This window comes from Peribacillus loiseleuriae, from assembly GCF_001183985.1.
GTDB classification, from domain to species: domain Bacteria; phylum Bacillota; class Bacilli; order Bacillales; family DSM-1321; genus Peribacillus; species Peribacillus loiseleuriae.
Genome location: NZ_LFZW01000002.1, coordinates 130,344 through 155,308 on the forward strand (window position 1 = coordinate 130,344; position 24,965 = coordinate 155,308).

Below are 24,965 nucleotides of genomic sequence, written 5' to 3' on the forward strand. Positions count from 1 at the left end.
TGTGCAACTTTTCTCACACCTGACGTTTCCTCTCACAATGTGCACATAACACTCAATGAGGCTCGGCTAACCTCTTCTTTGTCTACATAATTGACGCTGATGATTGAAATAAAACTTGAATCATACGATCCATAGAAGGGATAATGCACTAAATAATTATTAAATCCATTCGCATTTTATCAAAATTTAAGCAAGAATTCCCCATTTTCATGTATAAATAGCGAATATTGAACATTATTTCTCACTTTTTGTTTAAAAACGATGGATAATGACGTTTCCTCTCACAGTAACTTGCACAGAATTCTATGTAGATTTCATTATTTTGATTTTTGTATCCATCTATTTTTTTATAGAAACGTTGCTATATCAACGTTTCTATTCATTTTTTTAAGAATCAAATCATGACGTTTCCTTTCACATCGTGCACAAATCGATTATCAAAATGACGTTTCCTCTCACACAAAAAATTTTCGTCTTTTTTCAAACCCTTGTGGCGCAAGGGTTTGGCGGCTATTGTGCAACTTTAAAATCCCTTAATAAAGGGCTTCGTTTCCTCGTTTTCCATTTTGCTATAATCAACTTAAGATCATAGTCGAAAGGAGGGCCAAAAATGACAGAATCCAAAATAAGTATCGAAGGTTTTAGAATGCACCAAGCTATCTTGGATGAGTTCCGTTTTATTCGTGATCAATCATTTGAGCGCCCTCCTGCTTCTGCCTATGTTGTATATATGACCATGTTAAAGCAAATGCATATAGAACAGAATCAACGTGGCATGCTTAAAGAGTACAACCTTTCTGCCTGGTCAAAGAAATTAGGAATCTCTTACTCCACTCTTTGGGGAGGAAAGCGTTTTTTAGAAGATCATCATTTTGTTAAAGAGGAAATCCGCGAAGGGTTGCCTGTTTTGATGTTAAAAGATGTTGAAAAATATAATACACCTGAACATAATGGTGGGGTTCTTAATTATCTCATCATTCCTCATGCTCTTTTTGAAACCAATATCTTAGCTGAATTCGTACGTACGTCCAACCCTGAAGGAATCGAGCTACTTTTATCCTTGCTTAACCAGTTCCGTACCGGCATGTCTTTTAGCAAGACTAGTGAAATTGAAAAAATAAAACAAGAACGGACGATGAAAACACTCAAACTTCAACTAAACAAAAATGCAAAAGGAGTTCGTAAAACATTAAGCGTTTTAGAGGCTCTTTTTTCCATTGAATTTACAGGGGTTGAACTTCGCAAAAAGCAAATATGGATTAAGAAAGTCTCCTTTTCCTTGAAATCGGAATGCGTGGAAGAGAGTACGGATGAATTCAATGTGAGCCCACTTTTGGCGAAATTATCGAAAGAACTTACTTATTTCTTCGAGGGACATCAAATTAAATATAAACCAAGAGACCAAATTGATGTCATGATTTCCTTTAAACAGGAAGTAATAAAAAAATTGAATTATCTTAAAGATGAAGATGAAGTACACTACACCGTAAGAGATCAATTCATAAAAAATTTCTTTTTGGAAACAATTGATCAGATCGGAGCTCATATACATACGGAAAAAAATCGAAAAGGATCCTTCCATTTTTACTCGATTGGTGCCTTTTTCAGAATGGCCTTTAGAAAGTATCTTCCTGGAGCATTAAACAATATTCCTTATGGCTTGATCTCTAATGCCAAAATCAGGGAGCACACCATAACCGGCCAAATTCCAGAGCTCGATGGTGTAATTTAATAGAATAGCTTAGCCATGTGAAAAAAATTGACATTCACATGGCTGTTCGAATTAATTAAAAATAAAAAATAAAAGTCTTCCCTTTAAAAAAAGTCTTCCCTCCTTTTTTCTTTCACTGATTTTAGTAGACTTTCCAAGGGGGATCTTTTTTTACGCTCAAAGCATTCCGAATATATACTTGTGGATTAGTGGATATAGTAGATGTAGTCTTGTGAATATGTAAATTATCCAAATAAAAACTTGTGTAAATGTGAATTCTTTATTATTCTATTTGTGGAAACCTGGAAATTCTGTTATTCTCTTTCACCTTAAACGACTAGAACCCTTCTCTAACAAAGGATTTGCAATACAGTATTAAAAATGCTTATTAATACTGTATTTTTTATTAAATATGTTCTTTTTACTAAATATGATTTTTTTACTAAAAATATCTTTTACGATAGAAACCTCATATAAACAATTCAAATTAATAATTTATTGTTTTATAAAGGTAAATAAATGTGAATTTATAGTTTTAAAATAATGAGTATATTAATTTGTTCCTGTACAGTTCCTTATTTTTAATACAATATTGAAAATCCTCTCTTTCATAGAATTCACGATTATGCAGCTAAAGATTCTCTATATCTTATCTCTACTATGCATCAATAAAAAAAGAGTAAAGCATATAAGACTTTACTCTTCACACTCAAATGAATATTCAAATTTAGGACTTCCCTTTTACAATTGAATAAATATCTTTCCATACCGCTGAAAAATATTGAAAATTCTCAAAGTTTTTTTCAATTTCCACACTCTAGAAAAACGTAAAAACGAAAGAAACATCAATATCTTTAATCACAATGTACAAAAGGACACTATCTCTATGACGGTTTCTTATTAAATGTGCATAGCGTAGGTAATTTGCACAGAATTACAACTTAGAGAGCAGATTGTAGTCAGTTGAGTAAAATCCCTTCTAAATGTACAAAAAGTGGGTATAGGAAATGTCGATTAATCCTCAATAGTTTGTAGAAGTAATTTCCTTTCATTTGTTAAACGAGTTGTCTCAACTTCTAACCTTTTTTCCAAAGCAATTACTTCTGTTTGGATTTCGCTAATCTCCTGTTTTAATATATCGATTTGCATAGTAAGTTCCACTTCTAAATTATCAGCTTTAATGAGCTTTTCATCTACTAGAATCTCTGTTTCTATTTGTTCTGGATCATATGCAGCTTTTTTTGAAAAAAGTGAGAAAAGACCAGTTTTTTTATTAAGTTCAAAACTTTTCCGTAAAATATTACCTGCTTGTCGATCCATTTTTCGATATAACCGATGATTTTTTATCTTTTCATCTATTATTTCAATTTGTCTCTCTCGATCGGCTTTTGATGTAGTCCCTTTTAGCAGGTCCACTTCAATTTGACTAATCGTATTTTGAAGTGCGTGGGTTTTCATAATCACATTCTGTCTTCTTTCAAATTCAGAAAATAATTGATCCAGAATCTCATCATTATATTTGTTTCCTTTTGCACGCCCGCTATTTTGCTGCGGGATAGATTTTAGCGCTAATTTAACTTGAATATCGGAAATAGACTCTCCTCTTTCAATTGCTAACAAAACCATATGGATTTTAAATACACTAAGGTATGGTAATCTTTTCTTTCTGCCTTCTACATAGATCTCCAAATACCCTTCCAGCATTCTTACATAATATCTTAGCGTTGAATTAGCGATGTGAAAAAATTTATCGGAGCAATCTGTCGTTGAATACATCGTATTAGGATCCAATGCTAAAAGCTCTTCATCGTATAGTTTCGAATTGTACACTTTGTCCAAATGTAATGAAGCAAATAAAGCATCGGAATGAAGTGCTTCAGTAACAAAGTTTTTATTACTATTGAGTCTATTTGACACGGAACCCCTCCTTTTAACGCTAGTTTAACTTTATCTTATTATTATCTATAAAACATAATCTAATATTAAGCGTTAAAGTATCGTTAAATACAGTTTACCTATTATACAAGGGTTAAGCAACTATATCTGTAATAGCAATGAAAAAAGAAGTAAACTAGTTTAGACTAGTTTACACAGGAAAAATTTAATTTGGGTGTTTTATTTAGAAAATCGAAATATAGACAACGTTAAGTAAACGGTAGAAAAAAGAAATTAGCGTTGATCATCTTTAAACACGCGTCATAAAATGACTGCAATTTACCGCTAACGTCAATTTATCGGTAGTTTAAATAATGATAAAACTGTAAGGGTGTATTTAATTTAGATTATATTTGGTGTGATTCGCGTTAAAATAGCGGCAACGTCAACTTATCGCCAAAAAAACATTGACTTTGAGTGAGGGGGTAGATATATTGGATAATAAAGTAGACTAGACTAGATTAGTCCAGGGGAGGAAGACCATGACAAAACTTGATTTCTTATTTAAGAAGGATTATTTAATAGCAGGAGTAGATAGTGGAAACATTTCTAATAAAATTACGTACATCGATCAAAAAGGAAACGTTGTTTCTTTAAATATAGCGAGCATCATAGGGGAAAACGCGGAGACCACAGCTGAAGATATGCCAGATGAAACCAGGGATAAATTGTTTCCCGATGATATGATTCTTCATTTACATATCAAAAGTAATGCCTTGCCTAAAAATCGAACGAATGCCTATTACACAGTTGGGGAATATGCACAAATTGCTACGAATAACAAAGATAACTTAAGAGAAACAAACAGTGATGCCAGAGATAAACTTGGAAATGAAATCCATGTCGTGACAACTTTAGCAGGATTAGCTTTAGCTGCTTGGAAATCTGGTAAAGGAAATAAAGTTGAGGTTCCTTTGAGTTTTGGGCTTCCAATCGAAGAAGCTAAACAAGCATCTGCTGAAAAAATCAACCTTTACAAAGGTACGCATGAAATTACTGCAGTAAAAGGACCTTATAAAGGGGAAACCATAACGATCAATATTACCGATGTCCAACTTAACGTTGAGGGGGTAACAAGCTATTTGGCTTTGGCTTTCGACCTAGTAGATGGCGAAGTGGTAGAAACTGAGTTCTCATCGCAAATTCAAAATGAGTTTGCGATAGCAGACCTAGGAGCTGGAACATTGGATTTAGCTTTGTATGATGAAAACGGCCTAAACTCAACCAAATCCACAAATTATTCAATTGGTACAAATAAATATATTGATTCAATCATGAAAGAGGCGGCAAGCCTTAAAGAATTTGACAGCATACGAGCCCGTTTTGAAAGAGTTGGCAAAACACCTAAAATTTCATTTACACGTGAAGAATTCATGAGAAAATTTATTAAGCCTGAAATTGAAAAAATGATTAAAAAGCCTAAATATACTCCTGTATTTAAAGCAACTTGGCAATCTAAAACAGGAGATATCACGAAAATCGTTGAAAAATATACACAAGAATATGCGGAAGAAGTAAAAGATAAAATCATTCGATATTTCGTCGATACAAATGTGGGACAGATGATCATTGTCGGCGGCGGACTTCTATTTGCCCATCAATATTTAGAAGAGCTTAAAGATGAAGATTGTCTATTTCCTCCTAATATTGAGGAAGCTAGTTTCTTTACCAGTAAAGCGTATCTCTTAAAAAATATCATTGCCGAAATTGAAAAACAAACAATAGAGGCATAAGAATTCTGAGAAAAGGAATGGCACACTCTTCGGCATTCCTACAAGGTGGTGGTAACATTGTCCAAGGGGAAAATGGTTCCAGGTAAAGGATTTCAATATACCCCTAAAACTACGATTGAGTGGGCTGATGAGTTTAATGAGTTATTAAATAATTATAGCAGCCGAAATGAACTTATGAGTACACTTTTAGAAGATGGATTAAGGGTTAGGAATGGATTGTATAAGGAAAACGGTATTTTTATTCCCATGGGAACCTTTACTAATGATCAATTAGCCCTACTTAAAACGGAAGAAGGGAAGAGAATCCTATATAATGTCGTTTCTTTAATGTTGGGGAATCCTGAAAGTGCGACTTTTGTACATCAAATGGTGCAGCCGACTTCTTCTGAAATTAAGCCTGTTTCTCGGCAAATTAAGTCAACGGACGTGATAAAGGACGGCGAAATCGCTGAGGAGGCTAATAAAGGTGTAACAGAAACAAATGAGGCTCTTTCTAAATTGTTGAAATTGGGTAGAATGACGAATTTAAAAGGTTGAAACATTAGTCTATTTCTTTCTTAAAGCTTTGCAATATTGGAGACCAACAATATGTTGGTCTTTTATTTATGGTTATTCATCGATATGGCCTATATTAATTCTTTTTTTCAGGATTATTTAAAGTTCAGTCTTGACGACCACTGTTATTTCAGTTTATATACATTTCTGGATTAAGAAAAAGAGACTTGGTGTCAAGGCATGGAATACCCTATCTTTAGGCATGTATCTAAATTATTATTTAATTTAGATAGTAGCAAAATTAGATAAAACGTAACGGAATTAAATGATGAATAGAAGACAGCTCTCTTTTGTTAAAGGGGGCTGTTATTTTTTTTTTAGAATTGAAAGGAAGTTGGTCAGATTCCCTTCAGAAAGTATGAACGGATTAGATATTTGTTCAAAAGAAGGTCAGTATAGCATCATTCTTGTGAGTTATTTGTAAGATTACCATATCGCATGTGAAATTCCGTCTTTTAAACTTCAAGTATCATTTAGTTAAATCACTAAAAAAAGTAAATAATACTTGTTACTTCCAAAAAAATGATGTAAAATCTAACTGTACTAATACTCGCAGTACAGTTGGTGCGGAATGAGGGTGATTATGATTGTTTGAATTAGACATGAGAAGCAGACAGCCAATCTACGAACAGTTGGTTGATAAATTGAAGGAACTCATTATTAGTGAAGTGTTGAAACCTGATGAGCAGCTTCCGTCCGTTCGTACTTTGGCAGGACAGTTAACCATTAATCCTAACACGATCCAGAAAGCGTATCGGGAGCTAGAAACACAAGGGTATATCTACTCAGTGAAGGGAAAGGGAAGCTTTGTGAATCCAATTAGTCTTGTTGAAAATTCTGATAAATTAGTAAGCGTAATAAAGGAACTAAAAAAACTACTTTCTGAAGCTATGTATCTTGGATTGAAGCCGGCGGAGCTAATCGAGCTTATTCATGATTTGGAGTCGTCGATAGGGGGAGGGAAAAATGATGATTGAATGTAAGGAGGCATATAAAAAATATGAAGGAAATGAAGCTGTTCAGTCAGTTGATTTACTGGTGAAACAAGGTTCAATCTATGGTCTGTTAGGTTCGAATGGTGCTGGAAAAACAACACTATTAAAAATAGTAGCTGGCATACTTAAACAAGATAAGGGGGATGTTTTGATTGATGGAACGCCTGTATTTGAGAACGTTGATATGAAGAAAAAAATTATATTCCTTCCAGATACTCCATACTTTTTTTCTCAATATACGTTAAGGACCATGGCTAATTTTTATTCATCCATTTATCCTGATTGGAATGAGGATCGATTCCAAAATCTTCAGGGTATTTTTGAAATCGAGATGGATAAGAAGCTTCATAAATTTTCGAAAGGGATGAGGCGTCAAGCTGCATTTTGGCTGGCATTCTCGGCTATGCCGGATGTACTGATTATGGATGAGCCATTTGATGGCCTGGATCCAGTCATAAGGAAAAAAATAAAAAATCTTATGGTACAGGATGTCGCTGAAAGAGAGATGACCGTTTTAATCTCCTCACATAATTTGCGTGAAGTAGAAGATATTTGTGACCATGTTGGTATTCTACATAAGGGGAGTGTTCTACTTGAAAAAGATTTGGATGATTTAAAATCAGACGTCCATAAAATACAGGTTGCTTTTAAAAATGAACCAAGAGAAGAATGGCATCAAGAAATGAAAATCCTTCAATATGAACGTAGAGGGAGCGTGTGGCTATGTGTGGTGCGTGGCAAAGAGTTAGAGGTAAAATCATACTTTGAGAAGTATAATCCGGTCATCTTTGACATGCTTCCGCTCACATTGGAAGAAATTTTTATTTACGAAATGGGGGAAGTCGGCTATGCCATCGAAAACATCTTGGTTTAATAAAGAAATTTGTATGCAAATCTTCCGAAATATGGGCTGGGTCGGCATCGTTTATTTTCTAGGGTTAGTTTTTGCACTTCCATTAAAAATGCTGATGATGCATACAAATGACGAATACATATATTATCAGGAAATAAAAAATCCATTTTCTTATCTTTTTGAAATTCAATATGGACTAATGTTGATTATTCCTGTGCTTCTAGCAATCTTTTTATTTTTGTACGTACATTTGAAAGATTCAGCTGATTTTCTACATAGTCTACCCATTAGTAGAAAAGTTTTATTTAATCATTATGTAGGAATGGGAGTCGCATTTTTAACAATCCCTGTTCTTGTGATATCTTGCACTGTTTTCATTTTAAGAAGTGTACTTGATGTAGGGATGTTTATTTCAATAGAAGAAATTCTAATTTGGACAGGAATTACCTGGTTATTTCCTTTATTTATTTTCTTTTGTGCGGTTTTTGTGGGAATGATTACTGGTATGGCCATTCTTCAAGGTGTCCTCACATATCTTTTATTGTTGTTTCCAACGGGTATATTGGTGTTAGCGGCCTTTAACTTTAAGTATTTTTTACATGGCTTCTCTTATGAGTATTATCTCACCTCAAAGGTAGAAACCTATTCACCAATCCTCTATGGAGCGTCTTTTGAAAACCGCGCGATGAGTGTCCCTGCTGCCCTTCTGTTCAGTGGATTAATCGTCGTCCTTTATTTTGCTTCACTATGGTTGTATAAAAAGCGACATATAGAAGCAGCCTCAAGTGCAATGGCGTTTCGTGCTATTAAACCAATTTTTATCTATGGTGTGGCATTATGTGTGATGCTTTTCTGTGGAATGTATTTTGGTGAAACGCAAAATAGTACAGGATGGCTTATTTTTGGATATATTGCTGGCTCTTTGCTCGGGTATTTCGGAGCGAAAATGATTATCGAGAAAACATGGAGGGTTTTTGGTGAATATAAAAGATATCTCTACTTCGCAGGATCAGTCGGATTAGTATTAGTATTGTTTCAATTCGATTTTACTGGATTTGAAAAGAAAACTCCAGAATTTAGTGAGATTAAACAAGTGTATATAGGTAATAGTGTTTATGGATATGCAAATAGTGACGAGTTAGGTCAAGCAAAATATTTAAAGAAAAGAGAAAATATTCAAAATGTCCTTGCTCTACACAAAACGCTTATTAATGAAGAGGGGAAGACCAGGAAAGGAAATAGGTATGACGATAATCTGTTTTTCTTTTACGAGTTGGAGAATGGCAAGAGATTAGTTCGCCAATACAGTGTGCCTAAGAATCATTCTCTAACGCATCTTTTAAAACCAGTCTATGAATCAACTGAATATAAAGAATTGATTTATCCAATATTGAGCTTAGATGAGACAAAGATTGATAAAATTGCCATTTCTTCAAATGCACCGGTAAATAAAGGGACCTCCATAACGGAGCAAAAACAAATTCTTGATAGTATAGCTGCATTAAGAGAGGATTTACGAGCTGAAACATATGAAGAAATGATGGATAAATCAAGAGCTTATTCGAGTATAGAACTATTACTTAATAATGATAAACGTCTTTATATGGAATGGATGCCTGACTATGAAAATTTTGAAAGATGGCTTAAACAAAATAATATGCTAGAAAACTCAAGAGTTACAGCGGATGATCTTTACCAAGTTTGGATAGCTCCGCGTAAAGATATTGATCAGAATTTGTTACATGCTTATAGCAACGACGAACTAATAAAAGAGTTTAAATCAAAAGAATCAGTGTTAAAAGTCGAAGATAAGCAGGAAATAGAAATGGTTTTGGAAAACAGTAAATGGCCTAGTGACGGAGAATATGTCATATTGTTTGTTTATGAAAAAGGTAACTCTGTTGAAGTCATGGATTTTATTCATAATAAGATGCCTGACTTTATCATGGACTATTTTGAAAAATAACGAAAAGATTGGATGAGGAAGATGACGAATTGTGAGCTGCTAGATGAAATTTTTGCTGAAATGTATCAGCGATATTCTAAAAAGCTCTATAAAATGATCTTTAATATGACGAAAGATGCTTTTCTTGCAGAAGACATTGTACAAGAAACGTTTATTAAAGCTTTTTGTAAAATGGAAACAATCATAGATTCTGAAAAAATAGGTGCGTGGCTGACTGTCATTGCTAAAAGAACGGCCATTGATTATTTGAGGAAAGAAAATCGATATTTGATTTCACCACTTGAGGATGGTCAGCTTTTCGTTGAAACGATTAATAATTCTGTAGAACAGGCTGCAGAATTCATGGAGATAATGGAGGCTGTCCAATTGCAAATAAGCGGGTGGGATTCGGCTAAAAGAAACGTGTTTCTATTAAAATCCTTTTATGGCTTAAAAGAAGAAGAAATATCCCAACAAATGAATATAAAAACGGGTACGATTAAAACATGGATTTTTCGTTCAAGGAAATGCTTGAAGGAACAACTAAGGGGGAAGTTGTATTAAATGCAATTCATGAACTTGCAGCAAGCTTAAAACGATCATTTTGAATGATAGTAGGAATGCTACTAAATGGTATGTCCATTTGGGGAATTGCTTTATTAATTAAAGAGGGGATGAAAGCAATAAGAGAGGGAAAGTATGTTGTTGATTCAATGGAAAATCTCTTAGAAAATTAGCTCGAAAGTGATGATAAATGAATAGAAGAGATTATAAAAATAAATTACTGCATCAGAAAAACCCTCTTTTTACTGAAGTGGTTTTTTCTGATGCAATAAGATTCCTGATTGTAGCCAAGAAATGTAGAAAAGACCTTATAAAATGTAATTTTGGGAGTTCAAGCTCCTATCATATGTTTTCAAGGTACATCGGTCAAAAACAGTTTTTGAAACGATAAAGGTCATTTGATGGTAGTAGATCGTGTCATACATCCTTTCAAGAAAGGATTGTTTGTATCTAATTTTCCGAAATTTCGTATCTGATAAATTTCATTTAGAGTAAAATGGATAATCATTTTAGTTTATATCTGTAAAGTATACTTTTTATCACTATATAACATTAAAGTGTGTACTTGTTAAAAATCATAATGTGTCTAATAATAACAATAGCAACCATCAATGTAGCATCATGGGCGGACAGTAGCGTCTATAGAGTGATGTTAAGATAGGAGGAAATGATGAAATTAAGAGTCTCAGCGGTGCAATACCATCTACATACAATAAGCTCGTTTGAAGAGTTCGCCAAGCAAGTAGAACATTATATTAAAACAGCTGAAGAATTTGACACTGACTTTATTTTGTTCCCAGAATTCTTCACTACTCAATTAATGTCTATTGGGAATAAACAAGGACAATCTTTGACGATTCAAGACCTTCCAGATTTTACAGAACAATATCTATCTTTATTTAAAAAGTTAGCGATGCAAACAAATATGCATATTATTGGGGGAACCCATGTCATCCGTAAAGGAGGCAAATTATATAACGTTGCTCATTTATTTTATCCAGATGGAAGAGTGGCAGAACAGGCAAAGCTGCATCTTACACCAACGGAAATCAAAGAATGGAATATGGCTCCAGGCGAAAAATTAGAGGTATTTGAGACGGATAAAGGTACCATTGCCATGTTGACTTGCTACGATATTGAATTTCCAGAAATCGTTCGAATGGCGAAGGCTAAAGGCGCAGACATTATTTTCAGTCCTTCTTGTACCGATGACCGACACGGATTCCATCGTGTTCGTTACACCAGCCATGCAAGGACAATCGAAAATCAAGTCTATGTCGTAACGACAGGCACTGTAGGAGCGCTTCCTACGGTTGACTTTATGCGAGCGAATTTTGGCCAAGCGGCAGTGCTTACGCCAAATGATATTCCTTTTCCACCACGTGGCATTCTAGTAGAAGGGGAAATCAATCAAGATATGATCGTAACAGCGGATTTAGATCTGGAAATATTATATCGCGTTCGTGAAAGTGGCTCGGTTACTACATGGCGCGATCGCCGAACCGATTTGTATCCAGATTGGTAAACTAAAAATCTCACTTCACAAATAGTAGGGGTGAATCGCGTGTATCGTAAAGAATTTTTTGTCTTCAATCAGAATCAGCCAATCCGAGCTGTGATCCGAAATTATCAAGAAAAAGATTTTTCAGGTTTAATTGCTGTTCAACAAGAATGTTTTCCGCCACCATTTCCATCTGATTTATGGTGGAATAAGGAGCAATTGCAAAATCATGTTACATTATTTCCTGAAGGGGCCCTATGTATTGAGATTGAAGGCAAAGTTGTTGGTTCAATGACTGGCCTGTTGGTTGATTTCGATTCCAAGCATCCAGAACATACATGGGAAACCATTACGGATAATGGGTATATTCGGAACCATGATTCAGAGGGGAATACGCTCTATGTCGTAGATATTAGTGTGAGTCCCACCTATCGAAAGCTAGGATTAGGAAAATGGCTGATGCTATCGATGTATGAAGTCGTCGTTTATAAAGGATTAGAGCGATTACTAGGCGGAGGAAGAATGCCTGGTTATCATAAAAAAGAGAATGAAATGACGCCAGAGCAATACCTGGAATCTGTCGTAAAAGGGGAACTAAAAGATCCTGTTATCACTTTCCTTCTCCAATGTGGTCGAACCCCTGTTCAAGTCGTCGCGAATTATTTAAAAGATGAAGAATCATGTGATTTTGGGGCATTAATGGAGTGGAAAAACCCCTTTTTCTTACCAATATCGGAACAAGGAGAGTGCTGAAAATGGAATATTACAGAATTACAAATATACAAGATCCTTACTTCACACAATTACACGAATTAATGCAAAAGGTATTCCCTTCAGATGAAGTGTTAGAATTTGATTTGTGGAAAGAGCCTTTGGAAGACCCAGATATTCGTGTTTTTGTTGCTGTTGACGGCAACAAAGTAGTAGGTGCAACAGAGTATCGCTATTATAAAGAATTTAATGTGGCGATGACAGATTTTACAATCATCGGTCAGGATGGGCAAGGGATTGGTCCCTTTTTAGCGAATAGAAGATTAGATGATTTGAACGCTTTAGCAGCGGCTAATGATAAGGAGTTATTTGGGATGTTTGCTGAAATCTACGATCCTTATCAAGTTGATCATTATGAATTTGGGATGATTAAATCCATGAATCCATATGTCCGCCGTGAAGTCTTATCTCATCTTGGATATAAGCGTCTTGAATTTCCTTATGTTCATCCATCTTGGAGCAATGACGGAGAAGCTGTAACTGGACTCGATCTTTGTTTTCTGCCAATGAATGAAAGTACTAATGAACTTCAAACAGATCTTATCGTAACGTTTTTGAAACAATATTATTCTATTTTATCAAATAAACCAAAATCATGGCATGCAATGGTTGATAGCTTGGAAACTAAGCAAGAGGTAAAACTTTTACCCATTTAGGAGATCGCAAATATCTTAGGTTTTATATAGTGAAATTGGAAATACTATTATTTTCTTGAACGATACCCCCACCTCTAAAGAGGTGGGGGTATCCGCATGACTATAGTTAAAACCGCAGAACTAAGTACTGCGGTAGAGTGATATTTAATTACTGAATCCAATATTTCTGTTCGCTTGAAGCAATTCAAAGGATGAAAGGTAGACAACTTCATGATCGGAAAAGTCCTTTAAAATAAGCTTTACGTGCATCTACATATCGATACTAAGTGACTGAATGAATCTAAATGCGAACAAAATCGTATCCTTCGATGTTTCTAGTGATTATTTCACACCAAAAAGATGCTTTTCCCTTTGATTTGTTCAACTAACATTTCAAGCTCATAATCATCCAAATCAAACACTTTTCCACTTAATTCAGGCCAGACATTAAGCACATCATTCTCATAACTTGCTCGTTCTATTTCGCTCAAAAAAAATTGCTGGAACAGTATAGCCATGATTGTCACCTTTCTATTAAAGGAGCATTTCACATTCCTTAAATTGAATCAGTATTCGCTTATTCCTTTAAACGTTACACCATTGAAGTGAGTCTTTTTTTCTAAATGTAAGAGAACTTTATATAAATCCTTCTATACAGTGGTTTTCTTCCCTTTTTCTACAGAGTGCCCGCCAAATTCGTTTCGTAGTGCGGCTACTACTTTTCCTGTAAATGTATCATTATCTAATGAGCGATACCGCATCAATAGTGACATAGCAATAACGGGTGTCGCGGTTTGTAAATCGAGAGCTGTTTCGACCGTCCATTTCCCTTCACCAGAAGAATGCATCGTTCCTTTGATTTCCTCGAGTTTTGAATCTTTAGAAAATGCATGTTCGGTTAACTCCATCAGCCATGAACGAATAACGGACCCATTATTCCATACTTTTGCTACTTTTTCAAAATCATAATCAAATTCGCTTTTTTCTAATAGCTCGAATCCTTCTCCTATGGCAGCCATCATTCCATATTCAATCCCATTGTGTATCATTTTTAAAAAGTGACCACTACCGGCTTCCCCTGCATATAAATAGCCGTTATCTACAGCTGTATCGCGAAAGATAGGTTCCACGATGTCCCAGGCATCTAGATCTCCTCCAACCATGTAACATGCTCCATTCCGAGCACCTTCCATCCCACCAGAGGTTCCAACATCTAAAAATCTTACCCCGAATTTCTTTAAATTATTGTATCGACGAATGGAATCTTTATAATGGGAATTACCAGCTTCAATGACGATATCACCATCATATAAAAATGGGGTTATTTCACTAAGCACAGAATCAACAACCGAATGGGGAACCATTATCCAAAGAACTCTTGGTGATTCTAGTGATTTAACGAGTTCGATAATGCTAGATGCACCTACAGATCCATATTCCTCCATTTCCCTAACCGAATTTGGATTTAAATCGAATGCAACTACTTCGTGATTGTGCTCCAATAGATTTTGACCAATGTTTAACCCCATTTTCCCTAAACCGATTAAGCCAACTTTCATGTTAATTACCTCCTGAAATTTCTTTGTATTTGGGGAAATAATCCATTTACTCTATCATTTGAATTCATCATATGATTTTAAAGAACAATCAACGCTTCTTCAGATCTATCTGCCACATCCAACGCATTTTAGTGAAATGCTCAGAGGAGTTCTTTCAAATATGCAACTTCTTTTTTCAACAATCTAGAAAATGTTTTGTCAGAAATTCAATCTGCCTAATCCATCATCGTAAAGGCAAATGAAATAAGAAAGGAGACCTTCCATGATTCAAACAAAAACAAGTTCGCTAAATTCAAATCCAATAGTTATAAGGTTAGAAACCCCTCTCGTTACATATTTCGTGGAACGGTCACACCACTAATGCTATATCTCCTCCTGTTATTAGGTGATCCTATTGTATGGACCTTTTTATCTAGATTTTTTATTTAGAATTGTCTTATTAGTAGTATAATAGTGATAAATCTAAATTGTAAGTACGCACTTTTTTATTATATAGTATAGAAAAATATACTAGAATTTAGATTATTCAGATTCCTGAAGTGTAAGATGTACAATTTGTTTACTTCCGTTTTGAAAAATCGAATGCTTGGTCTAGTTGACGATTTGACTTGCAAAATATAATGAAAAGTTGTTTTAAGATCATTAATTAGAAAGTCTTAGTGATTTTGAATTATTTGATATATCCAAAATAATAGTTTGAATATTATTATAATTCGCTTTATTATATTGATTACTAGGCAATAAGCAAACCTATTTTCTATCATTTAGCAAATGGCATTTAAGTAGTGAAATATAAATAAATAGATTAGAAATGGGGGTTTATATGAAATTCAAAACGCAGGTAATTACTTGTTTTGGTATGATTTATGGAATATACGCTATATTTAGCGTTTATCACTGGACAAGTATGGATAATTATGAACATGATATTGAAGGATATATAAAAAGTTACAGCATGCTTAATTTGGCTTACTCTATACATGAATGGGTGAATGTTTACAGCAAAGAATCAAGAGAGCTATTTGCTAATCCACCTAACAAATATATAGAACAATTTACAAAAAATCAGGATAAATCCCTCCAAAATGTAAATGAAGCATTAGATGCGTATCAAAAGGTAGACAGAAGCAAAGAATCGCAAGAAATCGTGAAGAAATTAAAAACAATAGTTAAAAATTATTCTGAAATAGATAAAGAAATGGATGTCCTGCTAAAAGAAGGTAAAAAAGAGGAAGTATCTCAACTGTACTGGAATCAGGGTCGAGCAGTTAGCGATAAAATGATCGAACTATCTAATCAACTTCAAACTATACAAAATGAAATTACCAATGAAAAGCTAAACCAATCTTTAAAGAAATATATTCAAACTACTAAAATTACTAAAATATATATGCTTCTAGATTATTTGATGGGCGGCACATTGTTTAGTTGGATTTTGTGGAATGTCACTAGAAGACTAAACAAGGTTAGTTCTGTCATGGCAGAAGTTAATTTTGATAGCTTGGAAAAATTGCCGCGCATCAATATGAAAACAAAAGATGAAATTGGAAAAATTGCGTTGTCATTTAATGAAATGGCTCAAGCGCTTGAAGAGCATACGCTTCATGAAAAAGAGTTGAAAAATGCTACTGAAGAACAGAGCTGGTTAAAAACAAAAGTGGCTGAATTCGCTACCATGTACTCTGGAATAGACGACCTAGAGACTTTAGGACATCTGTTCATTACAAAACTCACTCCAATTATAGGGGCAAATTACGGTCTTTTCTATATAAAACGGAGCATAGGGGATGAGGATGTTTTTCAAAAAATTGCTACCTATGCTTATAATCAGCAGAAAATAGGAACAGATCACTTTCGTTTTGGGGAGGGACTTGTTGGACAGTGCGCATTAGAGAACCGAATGATCGTGCTCAACCAAGTTCCTAATAATTATATTAAGATTACCTCTGGTACGGGTATGGCATCACCATCAGAAATACTCATTATACCAGTGGAATATCAAGGAGAGGTATTGTCCGTTATTGAATTAGCATCCTTTCAATCTTTTAGTCATTTAGAACAACTGTTGCTAAAAGAGATCATAAGGAATCTTGGTATCAACATTCAAAGTATTATAAGGCATATGCAGGTAGAAAGGCTTCTTCAAGAGTCACAGGCATTGACGGAAGAATTACAGAGTCAATCTGAAGAGCTTCAATCACAGCAAGAGGAATTAAGAATTGTTAATGAACAAATCGAAACGCAATATGAAAATGCTGAAAAGAAAACGAGAGAATTGGAAAATGTACAAAGTATTCTAGAAGAAAAAGCACAACAGTTATCCCTTAGTTCACAATATAAATCAGAATTTCTTGCCAATATGTCCCATGAGCTGAGAACGCCACTTAATAGTTTGCTAATTCTAGCTCAAATGCTAGCAGAAAATGTCGATGGAAATCTTACAGCAAAACAGATGAATTATGCGGATACGATCTTTTCGTCTGGGAATGATTTACTACATTTAATCAATGACATTTTAGATATATCAAAAGTGGAAGCAGGAAAAATGGAAATAACGATGAATGAGGTAAAACTTAGTGACGTGAAGAAATTTGTTGATTCACAATTTACGCCCGTCGCACGTAAGAAAAATATTCAATTCAACATTCAACTCGCTTCTAATTTGCCAACATATATTCATACTGATACACATCGTTTGCAGCAAATTTTGAATAATTTATTATCAAATGCTTTCAAATTTACCAATCATGGTACGGTTTCCTTAACCATTCAAAAAGTTGAAAAAGGAATGTATGCAAAACAAAGCGCTTTCCTTCATTCAGATATAGAATTTGCATTTTCTGTTAAGGACACTGGAATTGGGATTCCAGCAGAAAATCACGCCATTATTTTTGATGCTTTTAAACAAGCAGATGGAACAATCAACCGCAAATATGGAGGAACAGGGTTAGGACTTTCCATTAGTCAGGAAATTTCCCGTTTATTAGGTGGCTTCATTGAAGTTGAAAGTATAGAAGGCAATGGCAGCACATTTACTTTATATTTGCCTAATAATAAAAACTTGAACAGCTCGGTCATATCTCTTTCTGAAGCAGAGGTAGCTACTGGTCTTTTGGAGGCTTCCGGATCCGGACCTATCACTCCTGTTGTGTCTTCAGTACGTTCCGAAGAAGTACGTAAACAGCTACATGAAAGAAAGGCGTTGCTAGAAGGTAAGAAAGTACTAGTCGTGGATGACGATATGCGTAATATATTTGCCTTAACAACGGCTCTGGAGAGTTATCATGTTGAGGTAATGTTTGCGGAAAATGGCAGAGAAGGGATTACAATTTTACAAAAAAATCCAGAAGTTGACTTGATTCTAATGGATATTATGATGCCTGAGATGGATGGATTTGAAGCCATTCAATTTATCCGTAAAATACCCAAATTTCAAAGTCTTCCTATTATTGCCCTTACAGCAAAGGCCATGAAATATGACCGAAATCAATGTATTGAGGCTGGGGCTTCTGATTATATTAGTAAACCGGTAAATTTAGAGCAACTTATTTCAATCATGCGAGTATGGCTATACAGATAGGTGGGAGCTTACTATGATGTACGGAGCAAGGACAAAAGATGAATAATAATAGACCTAAGGATCATAATGAATTGGAAGAAATTGAGATTAATTTATTGCTTGAAGGGATTTTCCGCTACTATGGATTCGATTTTAGAAACTATACCTTTCCGTTTTTAAATCGTAGAATTTGGAATCGCATGCGTGAAGAGAAAATAGCAAGCATATCAGGTTTACAGGAGAAAATTTTTCACGATCCATTCGTGATGAATCGATTACTTGATGATTTTTCCATTAATGTGACAGAGATGTTTCGAGATCCAAGCTTTTTTTTATCATTTCGAAAAAAAATAGTCCCTTTTCTAAGGGACTCCCCTTATATTCGCATTTGGCATGCAGGTTGTTCGACTGGAGAAGAAGTATATTCGATGGCCATTCTTTTACATGAGGAAGGATTATATGAAAAAACAAGGATTTACGCTACAGATATGAATGAAAGCGTTCTAAGGGTGGGGAAGGAAGGGAAATTTCCGTTACATAAAATGCAATTATATACGAAGAATTATCTTGCGTCAGGAGGGAAGAAAGCTTTTTCAGAATATTATAAAGTGCAAAATGAAAATGCCTCCTTCCACTCGTTCCTAACGAAAAACGTTGTCTTTGCGCAACATAATTTGGTGACTGACCGATCATTTAATGAATTCCATGTGATTATTTGTCGGAATGTAATGATTTATTTTGACAAAGTACTTCAAAATCGAGTATACAATCTCCTTCATGAAAGTCTAGGCTTATCTGGAATTCTTGGTTTAGGTAGTAAAGAAGGGATTAAATTTACGAGCATTGCAGATGATTATGAGGAGGTTGATACGTTTGAAAAACTATACCGGAGGATCCAATAAATTTTTTTCAAATCAAGTTCATACCTTAGATATTTGCGAAATTGAAACGACAAGTAACGAGACAACGAGTCCAAAAGTAAATATTTTAATGGTTGATGATTATCCAAAAAATTTATTAGCCTTGGAAGCTGTGCTTAACTCCTCTGAATATAATCTAGTCAGTGCAAGGTCTGGTGAGGAAGCATTAAAATGTGTGCTTAAACAGGACTTCGCTGTTATTTTATTAGATGTACAGATGCCAGGATTAGATGGCTTTGAAACCGCTAAGCTGATTAAAGAAAGAGAAAAATCGAAGTATATCTCGATTATTTTTATTACGGCAATTAGTCAAACGACGGAGCATGTCCTACGCGGTTACAGCCTTGGTGCGGTTGATTATATCTTTAAACCTTTTCATCCTGAAACTTTAAAAATGAAAGTGCAAGAGTTTGTAAAGATTTATCAAAATCATGACAGAATGAAACTTCAAAGTGATTTACGTCGTCAGTCTGAGCTTCAAGTCGTGAATGAACAGCTAGAACGCACGACTTTTGATTTACGAAAAAATGAAGCACTAGCTAGAGTGATTGGTGAAACATTATTAGATACGATTATTACGTTTGATGTACATGGCTATATTTTATCAGTCAATCCTGCTGTAAAAGATATGTTTGGTTATTCTATGGAGGAATTACTAGGGCAATATGTCATCAATCTTTTACCTGAAGTGAAGTATAATAATGAGGAATCTACCCCTTTGCAAATGAAAGCACTTCGGGATAGTGAAGGGAAACTTCTTGAAGCCATTGCATTTCACAAAAATGAAGGGGCGTTTCCCGTTGATATTCAAATTGGTGAAGCAACAATAGATGACGAGCATATTTATGTCCTATCGATTCGTGATATCACGACACGGAAAAAAGCGGATAGTGAAAAAAAACAACAGTATACGATTCTTGAAAAATTGGTAGAAAAAAGAACGCAGAAACTAATGATTGCCAATGAGCAGCTCCGAAAAGAAATTGAAGAGCGAAAAAAAATCGAAGAAGATCTCCGCCTCTCACAGGAACATTTTTATAAAATTTTTGAATCAAGTCCTTGTTTGATTGAGATTCGCTCATTAACAGATGGGAGATATATAAATGTAAACCCAATTTGGTTAAACAATACTGGCTATAACTATAAAGAAGTGATGCATCAAAACAGCCCAATCTTACATCTTACAGCAGATTCCATTAATGAAGAGATTCATAGTTTGGAAACCCAAAAGAGTATCAAAAATGCAAAAATCCAATATCAGACAAAGTCTGGTGAAGTTCGTGAAGGGTTGTTATCAACCGAGATTATTGAAATTCAAGGAGAAACTTGTATTCTTAGAGTGATTACAGATATTACGGAGAGCGTCCGACTTGAAAATGAGATGGCTCGTTTAGATCGTTTGAATTTAATTGGAGTTATGGCTGCTGGTATTGCTCATGAAATTAGAAATCCGATGACTACAGTCCGAGGGTTTTTAGAATTGTCAAAAGACGATCCTGAACATTTAAGCATTAAATATATTGATTTAATGTTGGCAGAATTAAATCGAGCCAATTCGATTATCACTGAATACCTTAATTTAGCTAAAAATAAGGTAAGTTATAAAACACCTCAGCTTCTTAATCCTATTATTGAAGCACTCTATCCCTTGATACAGGCAGAGGCTTTACGAACGGGTAAGACGATCCTGCTTCAGTTGAACGAATGTCCTGAATTATTTCTAGATGAAAAGGAAATAAGCCAGTTAATCTTGAATTTATCTTTAAATGGTCTAGATGCAATGGAATCAGGAGGAATCCTAATAATAAAAACGTATATGGAAGATCAAGAGGTTGTTTTGGAAGTGCATGATGAAGGATGTGGAATAAAGACGGAATTACTTCAAGAAATCGGAACTCCTTTCTTTACAACGAAAGACACGGGAACAGGACTGGGATTAGCAATCTGTTATAGTATTGCTAATCGTCATAATGCGGTCATTGATTTAAAAACAAGTGAGCAAGGAACCGCCTTTTTTATACGATTCAACCAACAGGAAAAAATTAGTTTGATTAACCAGCAGACGGGTAATTCTAGATCAAAATGATGAAAATATTGGTTGTTATACGATGGCGCTTTTCATATAAGCTATGGTCAGATCATTTAAGATGATTAGCTAAGAGAAAAAATGAACGAGGGATCGTTCATTTTTTCTCTTAAGTAGCCCGTTTTAGTAAAATCTTTCAATTTCTTTTTTAGCTTAATCATGTCAACTATTATTAAGAGGGAGTGAACGTTTGAAAACCCTTACATTTAGTGTTTTTATATGGATTTAGTTTTCTTAGGTTGGTTTGTCAAAAATGTCTCTATATAATCTTTCCCCCATTCATACATAGAATCAAGGATAGGCAAGAGACTTTCTCCTCTTTCTGTTAGTGAATATTCTACTTTCGGTGGAACTACGGGAAATACTTCACGGTTCACGACGAGATCATCTTCAAGATCCCGTAGTTGACTTACAAGCATTCGTTGGGTAATGCCTGGCATCATAGATTTTAATTCACCAAACCGCTTCGTTCCTTCTTTCCCCAGGTGCCACATAATTAGCATTTTCCATTTACCGCTAATGATTGATAGTGTTAATTCCTTCTCGCAGTTAAACGTCTTGTCAATAGGATGTCTCAATTGTTTTCCCTCCATTTAATAGGATTGAATAATCTGAACAATAGTGTGCTTTTCTATACTATATAATAAAAAAGTGCGTACTTACAATTAAAATATTCGAATATTATAATAATTTTAGGAGGATTCTCAATAAATTTATAGTCGGTACATTTAATCATATGTAAAAATATAAGAGTTTTGCTAAAAATCAGGAGGGGATAGCATGAATGGTGTAGCGGTTCCGCGTGATATCAATATAGATGAAAATGCTTTTAAAACTTTAAATCCATTGGAATTGGATTCGTTGACATTTGTTTTGTTTGGAGCAACAGGAGATTTAGCTAAACGAAAAATTTTCCCTTCTTTATTTCATTTATTTTTAGATGGAAAAATGCCCAAATCATTTACAATTATAGGCTTAGGAAGAAGAGAGTGGTCTGATCAAACATTTCAAATGCATGTAGAAAAATCATTACAAACATTTTCTAAGAGGTCAGAAAATGGGGACGCTTCCAAAGTGAGGGAATTTCTAAGTGCATTTCGTTATAGTTCGTTGGATGTTACGGATCATGATGGGTATAAGCAGGTACTTGGCATGGTTCAGAAACGTGAAGAAGAGTTGGGGATCCCTGAAAATCGGCTGTTTTATTTATCTGTCGCACCAGAGTTCTTTGATGTGATTTCTCAGAACATAAAAGAAAGTGGATTAGGGTCCATTAAAGGATGGAAGCGTCTTGTCATTGAGAAACCATTTGGACACGATTTGAAATCGGCCCAAGAATTAATTGCAAAGCTAAGCAACGCATTTGAAGTAGATGAAATTTATCTTATTGATCATTATCTTGGAAAGCCAATGGTACAAAATATGGAGTCAATCAAGTTTGCAAATCCTATGTTTCAATCGTTATGGAACAATAAACATATTGCTAATGTACAAATCACAGCAAGTGAAACTGTTGGTGTAGAAGAGCGAGCCGGATACTATGACCAAGTAGGTGCGATTCGTGATATGGTCCAGAATCATATGCTGCAACTCGTCATGATGACGGCCATGCAGCAACCAACACGGATCGGCGCAAATGAAATTCGTAATAAGAAGATAAAAGTCATGGAATTCCTTAGGCCATTACAGAAGGACGAAGTAGTTAGAGATGTGGTCCGCGGCCAATATGAAAAAGGGTATATGAACGGAGAACTAGTTCCAGCCTACACAGATGAACCTAGCATTGAGGGTACCTCAATGAATGATACATTTATTGCTGCTCGATTATGGATAGATGATCCTTTTTGGAGTGGAGTTCCATTTTATATACGAACAGGCAAAAGGATGAAGGAGAAGTCTACAAGAATCGTGATTGAATTTAAAAATCCGATAAAAGATTTATATCAGGAAAAAAACGAAGAAACAGCTCCGAATCTCCTAATTATTGAAATCGGTCCGAACGAAGGAATTTCCATACAATTCAATAGTAAAAATCCATTAAACCATGGGAAAAATGAGCCTGTTACAGGGAGGTTTTTGGCTAACAAAAAAAGTATGCCAGAAGCTTACGAACTTCTGTTATCTGATGCTCTGCATGGGGATTCCACTTTTTTTGTTCAATGGAAAGAGGTTGAGTTATCTTGGAAATGGGCAGAACCTATCTTAGAGGCATTTGAGGAAAATAATCTTCCGCTTCATTTATACCAGTCAGGTTCCATGGGTCCAGAAGCATCTGAACAATTATTACAAGAGGACGGATTCAAATGGTGGTAGATAACCAACGCTGTTAGAAAAAACACAAAAAATAAATTACCGACGGAGTGAACTCCGATTACAAGTACAACATAGAAGAAATACAACTTGAAAGTATATGTTGTGATATCCCTTAGATATACAATGGAAGTTTTTCAGGCTAATGGGTATGTAACAGTAATTAGGGATAGTATGTATGTTTGTGTTAAGTGTGATGGATATTTGAAGATATTTGATGTCGGGAGGAAACGAGAAATGAAGGCAAGAATAGCCATCAATGGTTTTGGGAGAATCGGTAGACTCGTGTTCCGTAAAGCAATCTTGGATGAAACTCTTGATGTAGTAGCAATTAACGCCAACTATCCTGCTGAAACCTTAGCTCATTTGATAAAATATGATACTAGCCATGGTAAATTTGAGGGAGATGTCGTTCCTTGCGATCAAGCCTTAATTGTAAATGGGCACCGTATTCAGTTATTAAGCAGTATGGATCCGAGAAATCTTCCTTGGGAACAACTTGATATAGATATCGTTGTTGAAGCTACAGGAAAATTTAATTCGAGGGAGAAAGCCGCTTTTCATCTGGATGCTGGGGCTAAGAAAGTCATTTTAACGGCTCCTGGGGAAAATGCAGATGTGACCTTAGTTATGGGTGTTAACGAGCATGATTTAGAAATTGATAAGCATTTTATCATCTCAAATGCTTCATGTACTACGAATTGCCTTGCACCTGTAGTAAAGGTACTGGATGAAAAATTTGGTATTGAAAATGGGTTAATGACGACTGTTCATTCGTATACAAATGACCAAAAAAATCTTGATAATCCTCATAAAGATTTACGTCGAGCCCGTGCCTGTGGCCAGAGCATTATCCCAACTACGACGGGTGCCGCAAAAGCACTATCTCTTGTGTTGCCGCAATTAAAAGGAAAAATGCATGGTATCGCGCTTCGTGTCCCTACTCCTAATGTGTCACTTGTGGATATCGTCGTCGACCTGAGGCAGGACGTAACGATTGATGATATCAATGATGCCTTTCGATCGGCTGCAAATGGCTCCTTACATGGGATTTTGGAGTACACGACCGAACCGCTGGTGTCTATTGATTATAATTCAAATCCCCATTCAGCTATTATTGATGGGCTATCTACGATGGTGATCGGAGATAGAAAAGTGAAGGTGCTAGCATGGTACGATAATGAATGGGGATATTCAAACAGAGTAGTGGAGCTTGTAAAAATTGTTGCGGAGGAATTGCAAATCTTAACACAAATTAAGGTCGGGTAGGATAAAAGAAAAGAGTGATATTATTGTCAGTTCTTGCCCCAACGAGGACTGACTTGTCATTTAT

General features: G+C 35.1%; 19 protein-coding genes. 15 read left to right on the forward strand and 4 right to left on the reverse strand.

Annotation, left to right across the window (positions count from 1 at the left end; genetic code table 11):
* The first annotated feature begins 610 nt into the window (after window positions 1-610).
* Window positions 611-1,732, forward strand: coding sequence for a hypothetical protein (locus AC625_RS24295; protein ID WP_049683996.1), 1,122 nt, complete (start codon window positions 611-613; stop codon window positions 1,730-1,732).
* A gap of 993 nt (window positions 1,733-2,725) precedes the next feature.
* Here the strand turns inward: AC625_RS24295 and AC625_RS24300 are convergent.
* Complete coding sequence (locus AC625_RS24300) at window positions 2,726-3,628, reverse strand: hypothetical protein (RefSeq protein WP_049683997.1); 903 nt, start codon at window positions 3,626-3,628, stop codon at window positions 2,726-2,728.
* A 500-nt stretch (window positions 3,629-4,128) separates the two neighbouring features.
* Here AC625_RS24300 and AC625_RS24305 point away from each other — a divergent pair, with 500 nt between their 5' ends.
* The 9 genes from AC625_RS24305 to AC625_RS24345 all read left to right on the forward strand — a co-directional run bounded on the left by AC625_RS24305 (window position 4,129) and on the right by AC625_RS24345 (window position 13,219).
* Window positions 4,129-5,379 carry a ParM/StbA family protein gene (locus AC625_RS24305; protein ID WP_049683998.1) on the forward strand — a complete coding sequence of 417 codons (1,251 nt, stop codon included), beginning with the start codon at window positions 4,129-4,131 and terminating at the stop codon, window positions 5,377-5,379.
* A 57-nt stretch (window positions 5,380-5,436) separates the two neighbouring features.
* Window positions 5,437-5,916: a hypothetical protein gene (locus tag AC625_RS24310; protein WP_049683999.1), complete on the forward strand. Its 480-nt coding sequence runs from the start codon at window positions 5,437-5,439 to the stop codon at window positions 5,914-5,916.
* 605 nt (window positions 5,917-6,521) lie between these two features.
* Complete coding sequence (locus tag AC625_RS24315) at window positions 6,522-6,911, forward strand: GntR family transcriptional regulator (RefSeq protein WP_049684000.1); 390 nt, start codon at window positions 6,522-6,524, stop codon at window positions 6,909-6,911.
* Window positions 6,904-7,803: an ABC transporter ATP-binding protein gene (locus AC625_RS24320; RefSeq protein WP_049684050.1), complete on the forward strand. Its 900-nt coding sequence runs from the start codon at window positions 6,904-6,906 to the stop codon at window positions 7,801-7,803. The genes AC625_RS24315 and AC625_RS24320 overlap by 8 nt, the downstream gene beginning before the upstream one ends.
* A complete protein-coding gene (locus AC625_RS24325) occupies window positions 7,778-9,748 on the forward strand; it encodes a DUF6449 domain-containing protein (RefSeq protein ID WP_049684001.1) in 1,971 nt (656 codons plus the stop codon). Before AC625_RS24320 ends, AC625_RS24325 begins: the two co-directional genes overlap by 26 nt.
* Window positions 9,749-9,769: 21 nt before the next feature.
* Window positions 9,770-10,291 (forward strand): RNA polymerase sigma factor, encoded by a 522-nt coding sequence (locus tag AC625_RS24330; protein WP_049684002.1) that lies wholly within the window; start codon window positions 9,770-9,772, stop codon window positions 10,289-10,291.
* 670 nt (window positions 10,292-10,961) lie between these two features.
* A complete protein-coding gene (locus tag AC625_RS24335; protein WP_049684003.1) occupies window positions 10,962-11,816 on the forward strand; it encodes a carbon-nitrogen hydrolase family protein in 855 nt (284 codons plus the stop codon).
* Between the two features lie 39 nt (window positions 11,817-11,855).
* Complete coding sequence (locus AC625_RS24340) at window positions 11,856-12,545, forward strand: GNAT family N-acetyltransferase (RefSeq protein WP_049684004.1); 690 nt, start codon at window positions 11,856-11,858, stop codon at window positions 12,543-12,545.
* A 2-nt stretch (window positions 12,546-12,547) separates the two neighbouring features.
* Window positions 12,548-13,219, forward strand: coding sequence for a hypothetical protein (locus AC625_RS24345; RefSeq protein WP_049684005.1), 672 nt, complete (start codon window positions 12,548-12,550; stop codon window positions 13,217-13,219).
* 326 nt (window positions 13,220-13,545) lie between these two features.
* Here the strand turns inward: AC625_RS24345 and AC625_RS27115 are convergent, their stop codons facing one another.
* A complete protein-coding gene (locus tag AC625_RS27115; RefSeq protein ID WP_180320167.1) occupies window positions 13,546-13,716 on the reverse strand; it encodes a hypothetical protein in 171 nt (56 codons plus the stop codon).
* Between the two features lie 132 nt (window positions 13,717-13,848).
* Complete coding sequence (gnd, locus tag AC625_RS24350; RefSeq protein WP_049684006.1) at window positions 13,849-14,757, reverse strand: phosphogluconate dehydrogenase (NAD(+)-dependent, decarboxylating); 909 nt, start codon at window positions 14,755-14,757, stop codon at window positions 13,849-13,851.
* An 823-nt stretch (window positions 14,758-15,580) separates the two neighbouring features.
* Between gnd and AC625_RS24355 the strand changes: the two genes are divergently transcribed.
* From AC625_RS24355 to AC625_RS24365, 3 genes are read left to right on the forward strand one after another with little or no spacing between them, the layout of a single operon-like run.
* Window positions 15,581-18,337: a response regulator gene (locus tag AC625_RS24355; protein WP_049684007.1), complete on the forward strand. Its 2,757-nt coding sequence runs from the start codon at window positions 15,581-15,583 to the stop codon at window positions 18,335-18,337.
* A gap of 38 nt (window positions 18,338-18,375) precedes the next feature.
* On the forward strand, window positions 18,376-19,218 hold the full coding sequence (locus AC625_RS24360; RefSeq protein ID WP_049684008.1) for a CheR family methyltransferase: 843 nt from the start codon (window positions 18,376-18,378) through the stop codon (window positions 19,216-19,218).
* A complete protein-coding gene (locus AC625_RS24365) occupies window positions 19,190-21,322 on the forward strand; it encodes a PAS domain S-box protein (RefSeq protein WP_049684009.1) in 2,133 nt (710 codons plus the stop codon). The genes AC625_RS24360 and AC625_RS24365 overlap by 29 nt, the downstream gene beginning before the upstream one ends.
* A 215-nt stretch (window positions 21,323-21,537) precedes the next feature.
* On the opposite strand, the gene AC625_RS24370 is transcribed toward AC625_RS24365, so the two are convergent.
* Window positions 21,538-21,900 carry a winged helix-turn-helix transcriptional regulator gene (locus tag AC625_RS24370; protein WP_049684010.1) on the reverse strand — a complete coding sequence of 121 codons (363 nt, stop codon included), beginning with the start codon at window positions 21,898-21,900 and terminating at the stop codon, window positions 21,538-21,540.
* A 274-nt stretch (window positions 21,901-22,174) separates the two neighbouring features.
* Between AC625_RS24370 and zwf the strand changes: the two genes are divergently transcribed.
* The gene (gene zwf / locus AC625_RS24375; RefSeq protein ID WP_049684051.1) at window positions 22,175-23,635 is read left to right on the forward strand and encodes a glucose-6-phosphate dehydrogenase; all 1,461 of its coding nucleotides are present in this window, start codon (window positions 22,175-22,177) and stop codon (window positions 23,633-23,635) included.
* 234 nt (window positions 23,636-23,869) lie between these two features.
* Window positions 23,870-24,901, forward strand: coding sequence for a glyceraldehyde-3-phosphate dehydrogenase (locus tag AC625_RS24380; protein ID WP_049684011.1), 1,032 nt, complete (start codon window positions 23,870-23,872; stop codon window positions 24,899-24,901).
* The last annotated feature ends 64 nt before the right edge of the window (window positions 24,902-24,965 follow it).

Excerpts from the sequence above, each read along its gene's own strand:
- AC625_RS24305 (WP_049683998.1), top strand. The coding sequence starts at position 4,129 with ATGACAAAACTTGATTTCTTATTTAAGAAGGATTATTTAATAGCAGGA.
- AC625_RS24335 (WP_049684003.1), top strand. The coding sequence starts at position 10,962 with ATGAAATTAAGAGTCTCAGCGGTGCAATACCATCTACATACAATAAGC.
- AC625_RS24345 (WP_049684005.1), top strand. The coding sequence starts at position 12,548 with ATGGAATATTACAGAATTACAAATATACAAGATCCTTACTTCACACAA.
- AC625_RS24325 (WP_049684001.1), top strand. The coding sequence starts at position 7,778 with ATGCCATCGAAAACATCTTGGTTTAATAAAGAAATTTGTATGCAAATC.
- AC625_RS27115 (WP_180320167.1), bottom strand. The coding sequence starts at position 13,716 with ATGGCTATACTGTTCCAGCAATTTTTTTTGAGCGAAATAGAACGAGCA.
- AC625_RS24330 (WP_049684002.1), top strand. The coding sequence starts at position 9,770 with ATGACGAATTGTGAGCTGCTAGATGAAATTTTTGCTGAAATGTATCAG.
- gnd (WP_049684006.1), bottom strand. The coding sequence starts at position 14,757 with ATGAAAGTTGGCTTAATCGGTTTAGGGAAAATGGGGTTAAACATTGGT.
- AC625_RS24295 (WP_049683996.1), top strand. The coding sequence starts at position 611 with ATGACAGAATCCAAAATAAGTATCGAAGGTTTTAGAATGCACCAAGCT.
- AC625_RS24360 (WP_049684008.1), top strand. The coding sequence starts at position 18,376 with ATGAATAATAATAGACCTAAGGATCATAATGAATTGGAAGAAATTGAG.
- AC625_RS24380 (WP_049684011.1), top strand. The coding sequence starts at position 23,870 with ATGAAGGCAAGAATAGCCATCAATGGTTTTGGGAGAATCGGTAGACTC.
- AC625_RS24355 (WP_049684007.1), top strand. The coding sequence starts at position 15,581 with ATGAAATTCAAAACGCAGGTAATTACTTGTTTTGGTATGATTTATGGA.
- AC625_RS24320 (WP_049684050.1), top strand. The coding sequence starts at position 6,904 with ATGATTGAATGTAAGGAGGCATATAAAAAATATGAAGGAAATGAAGCT.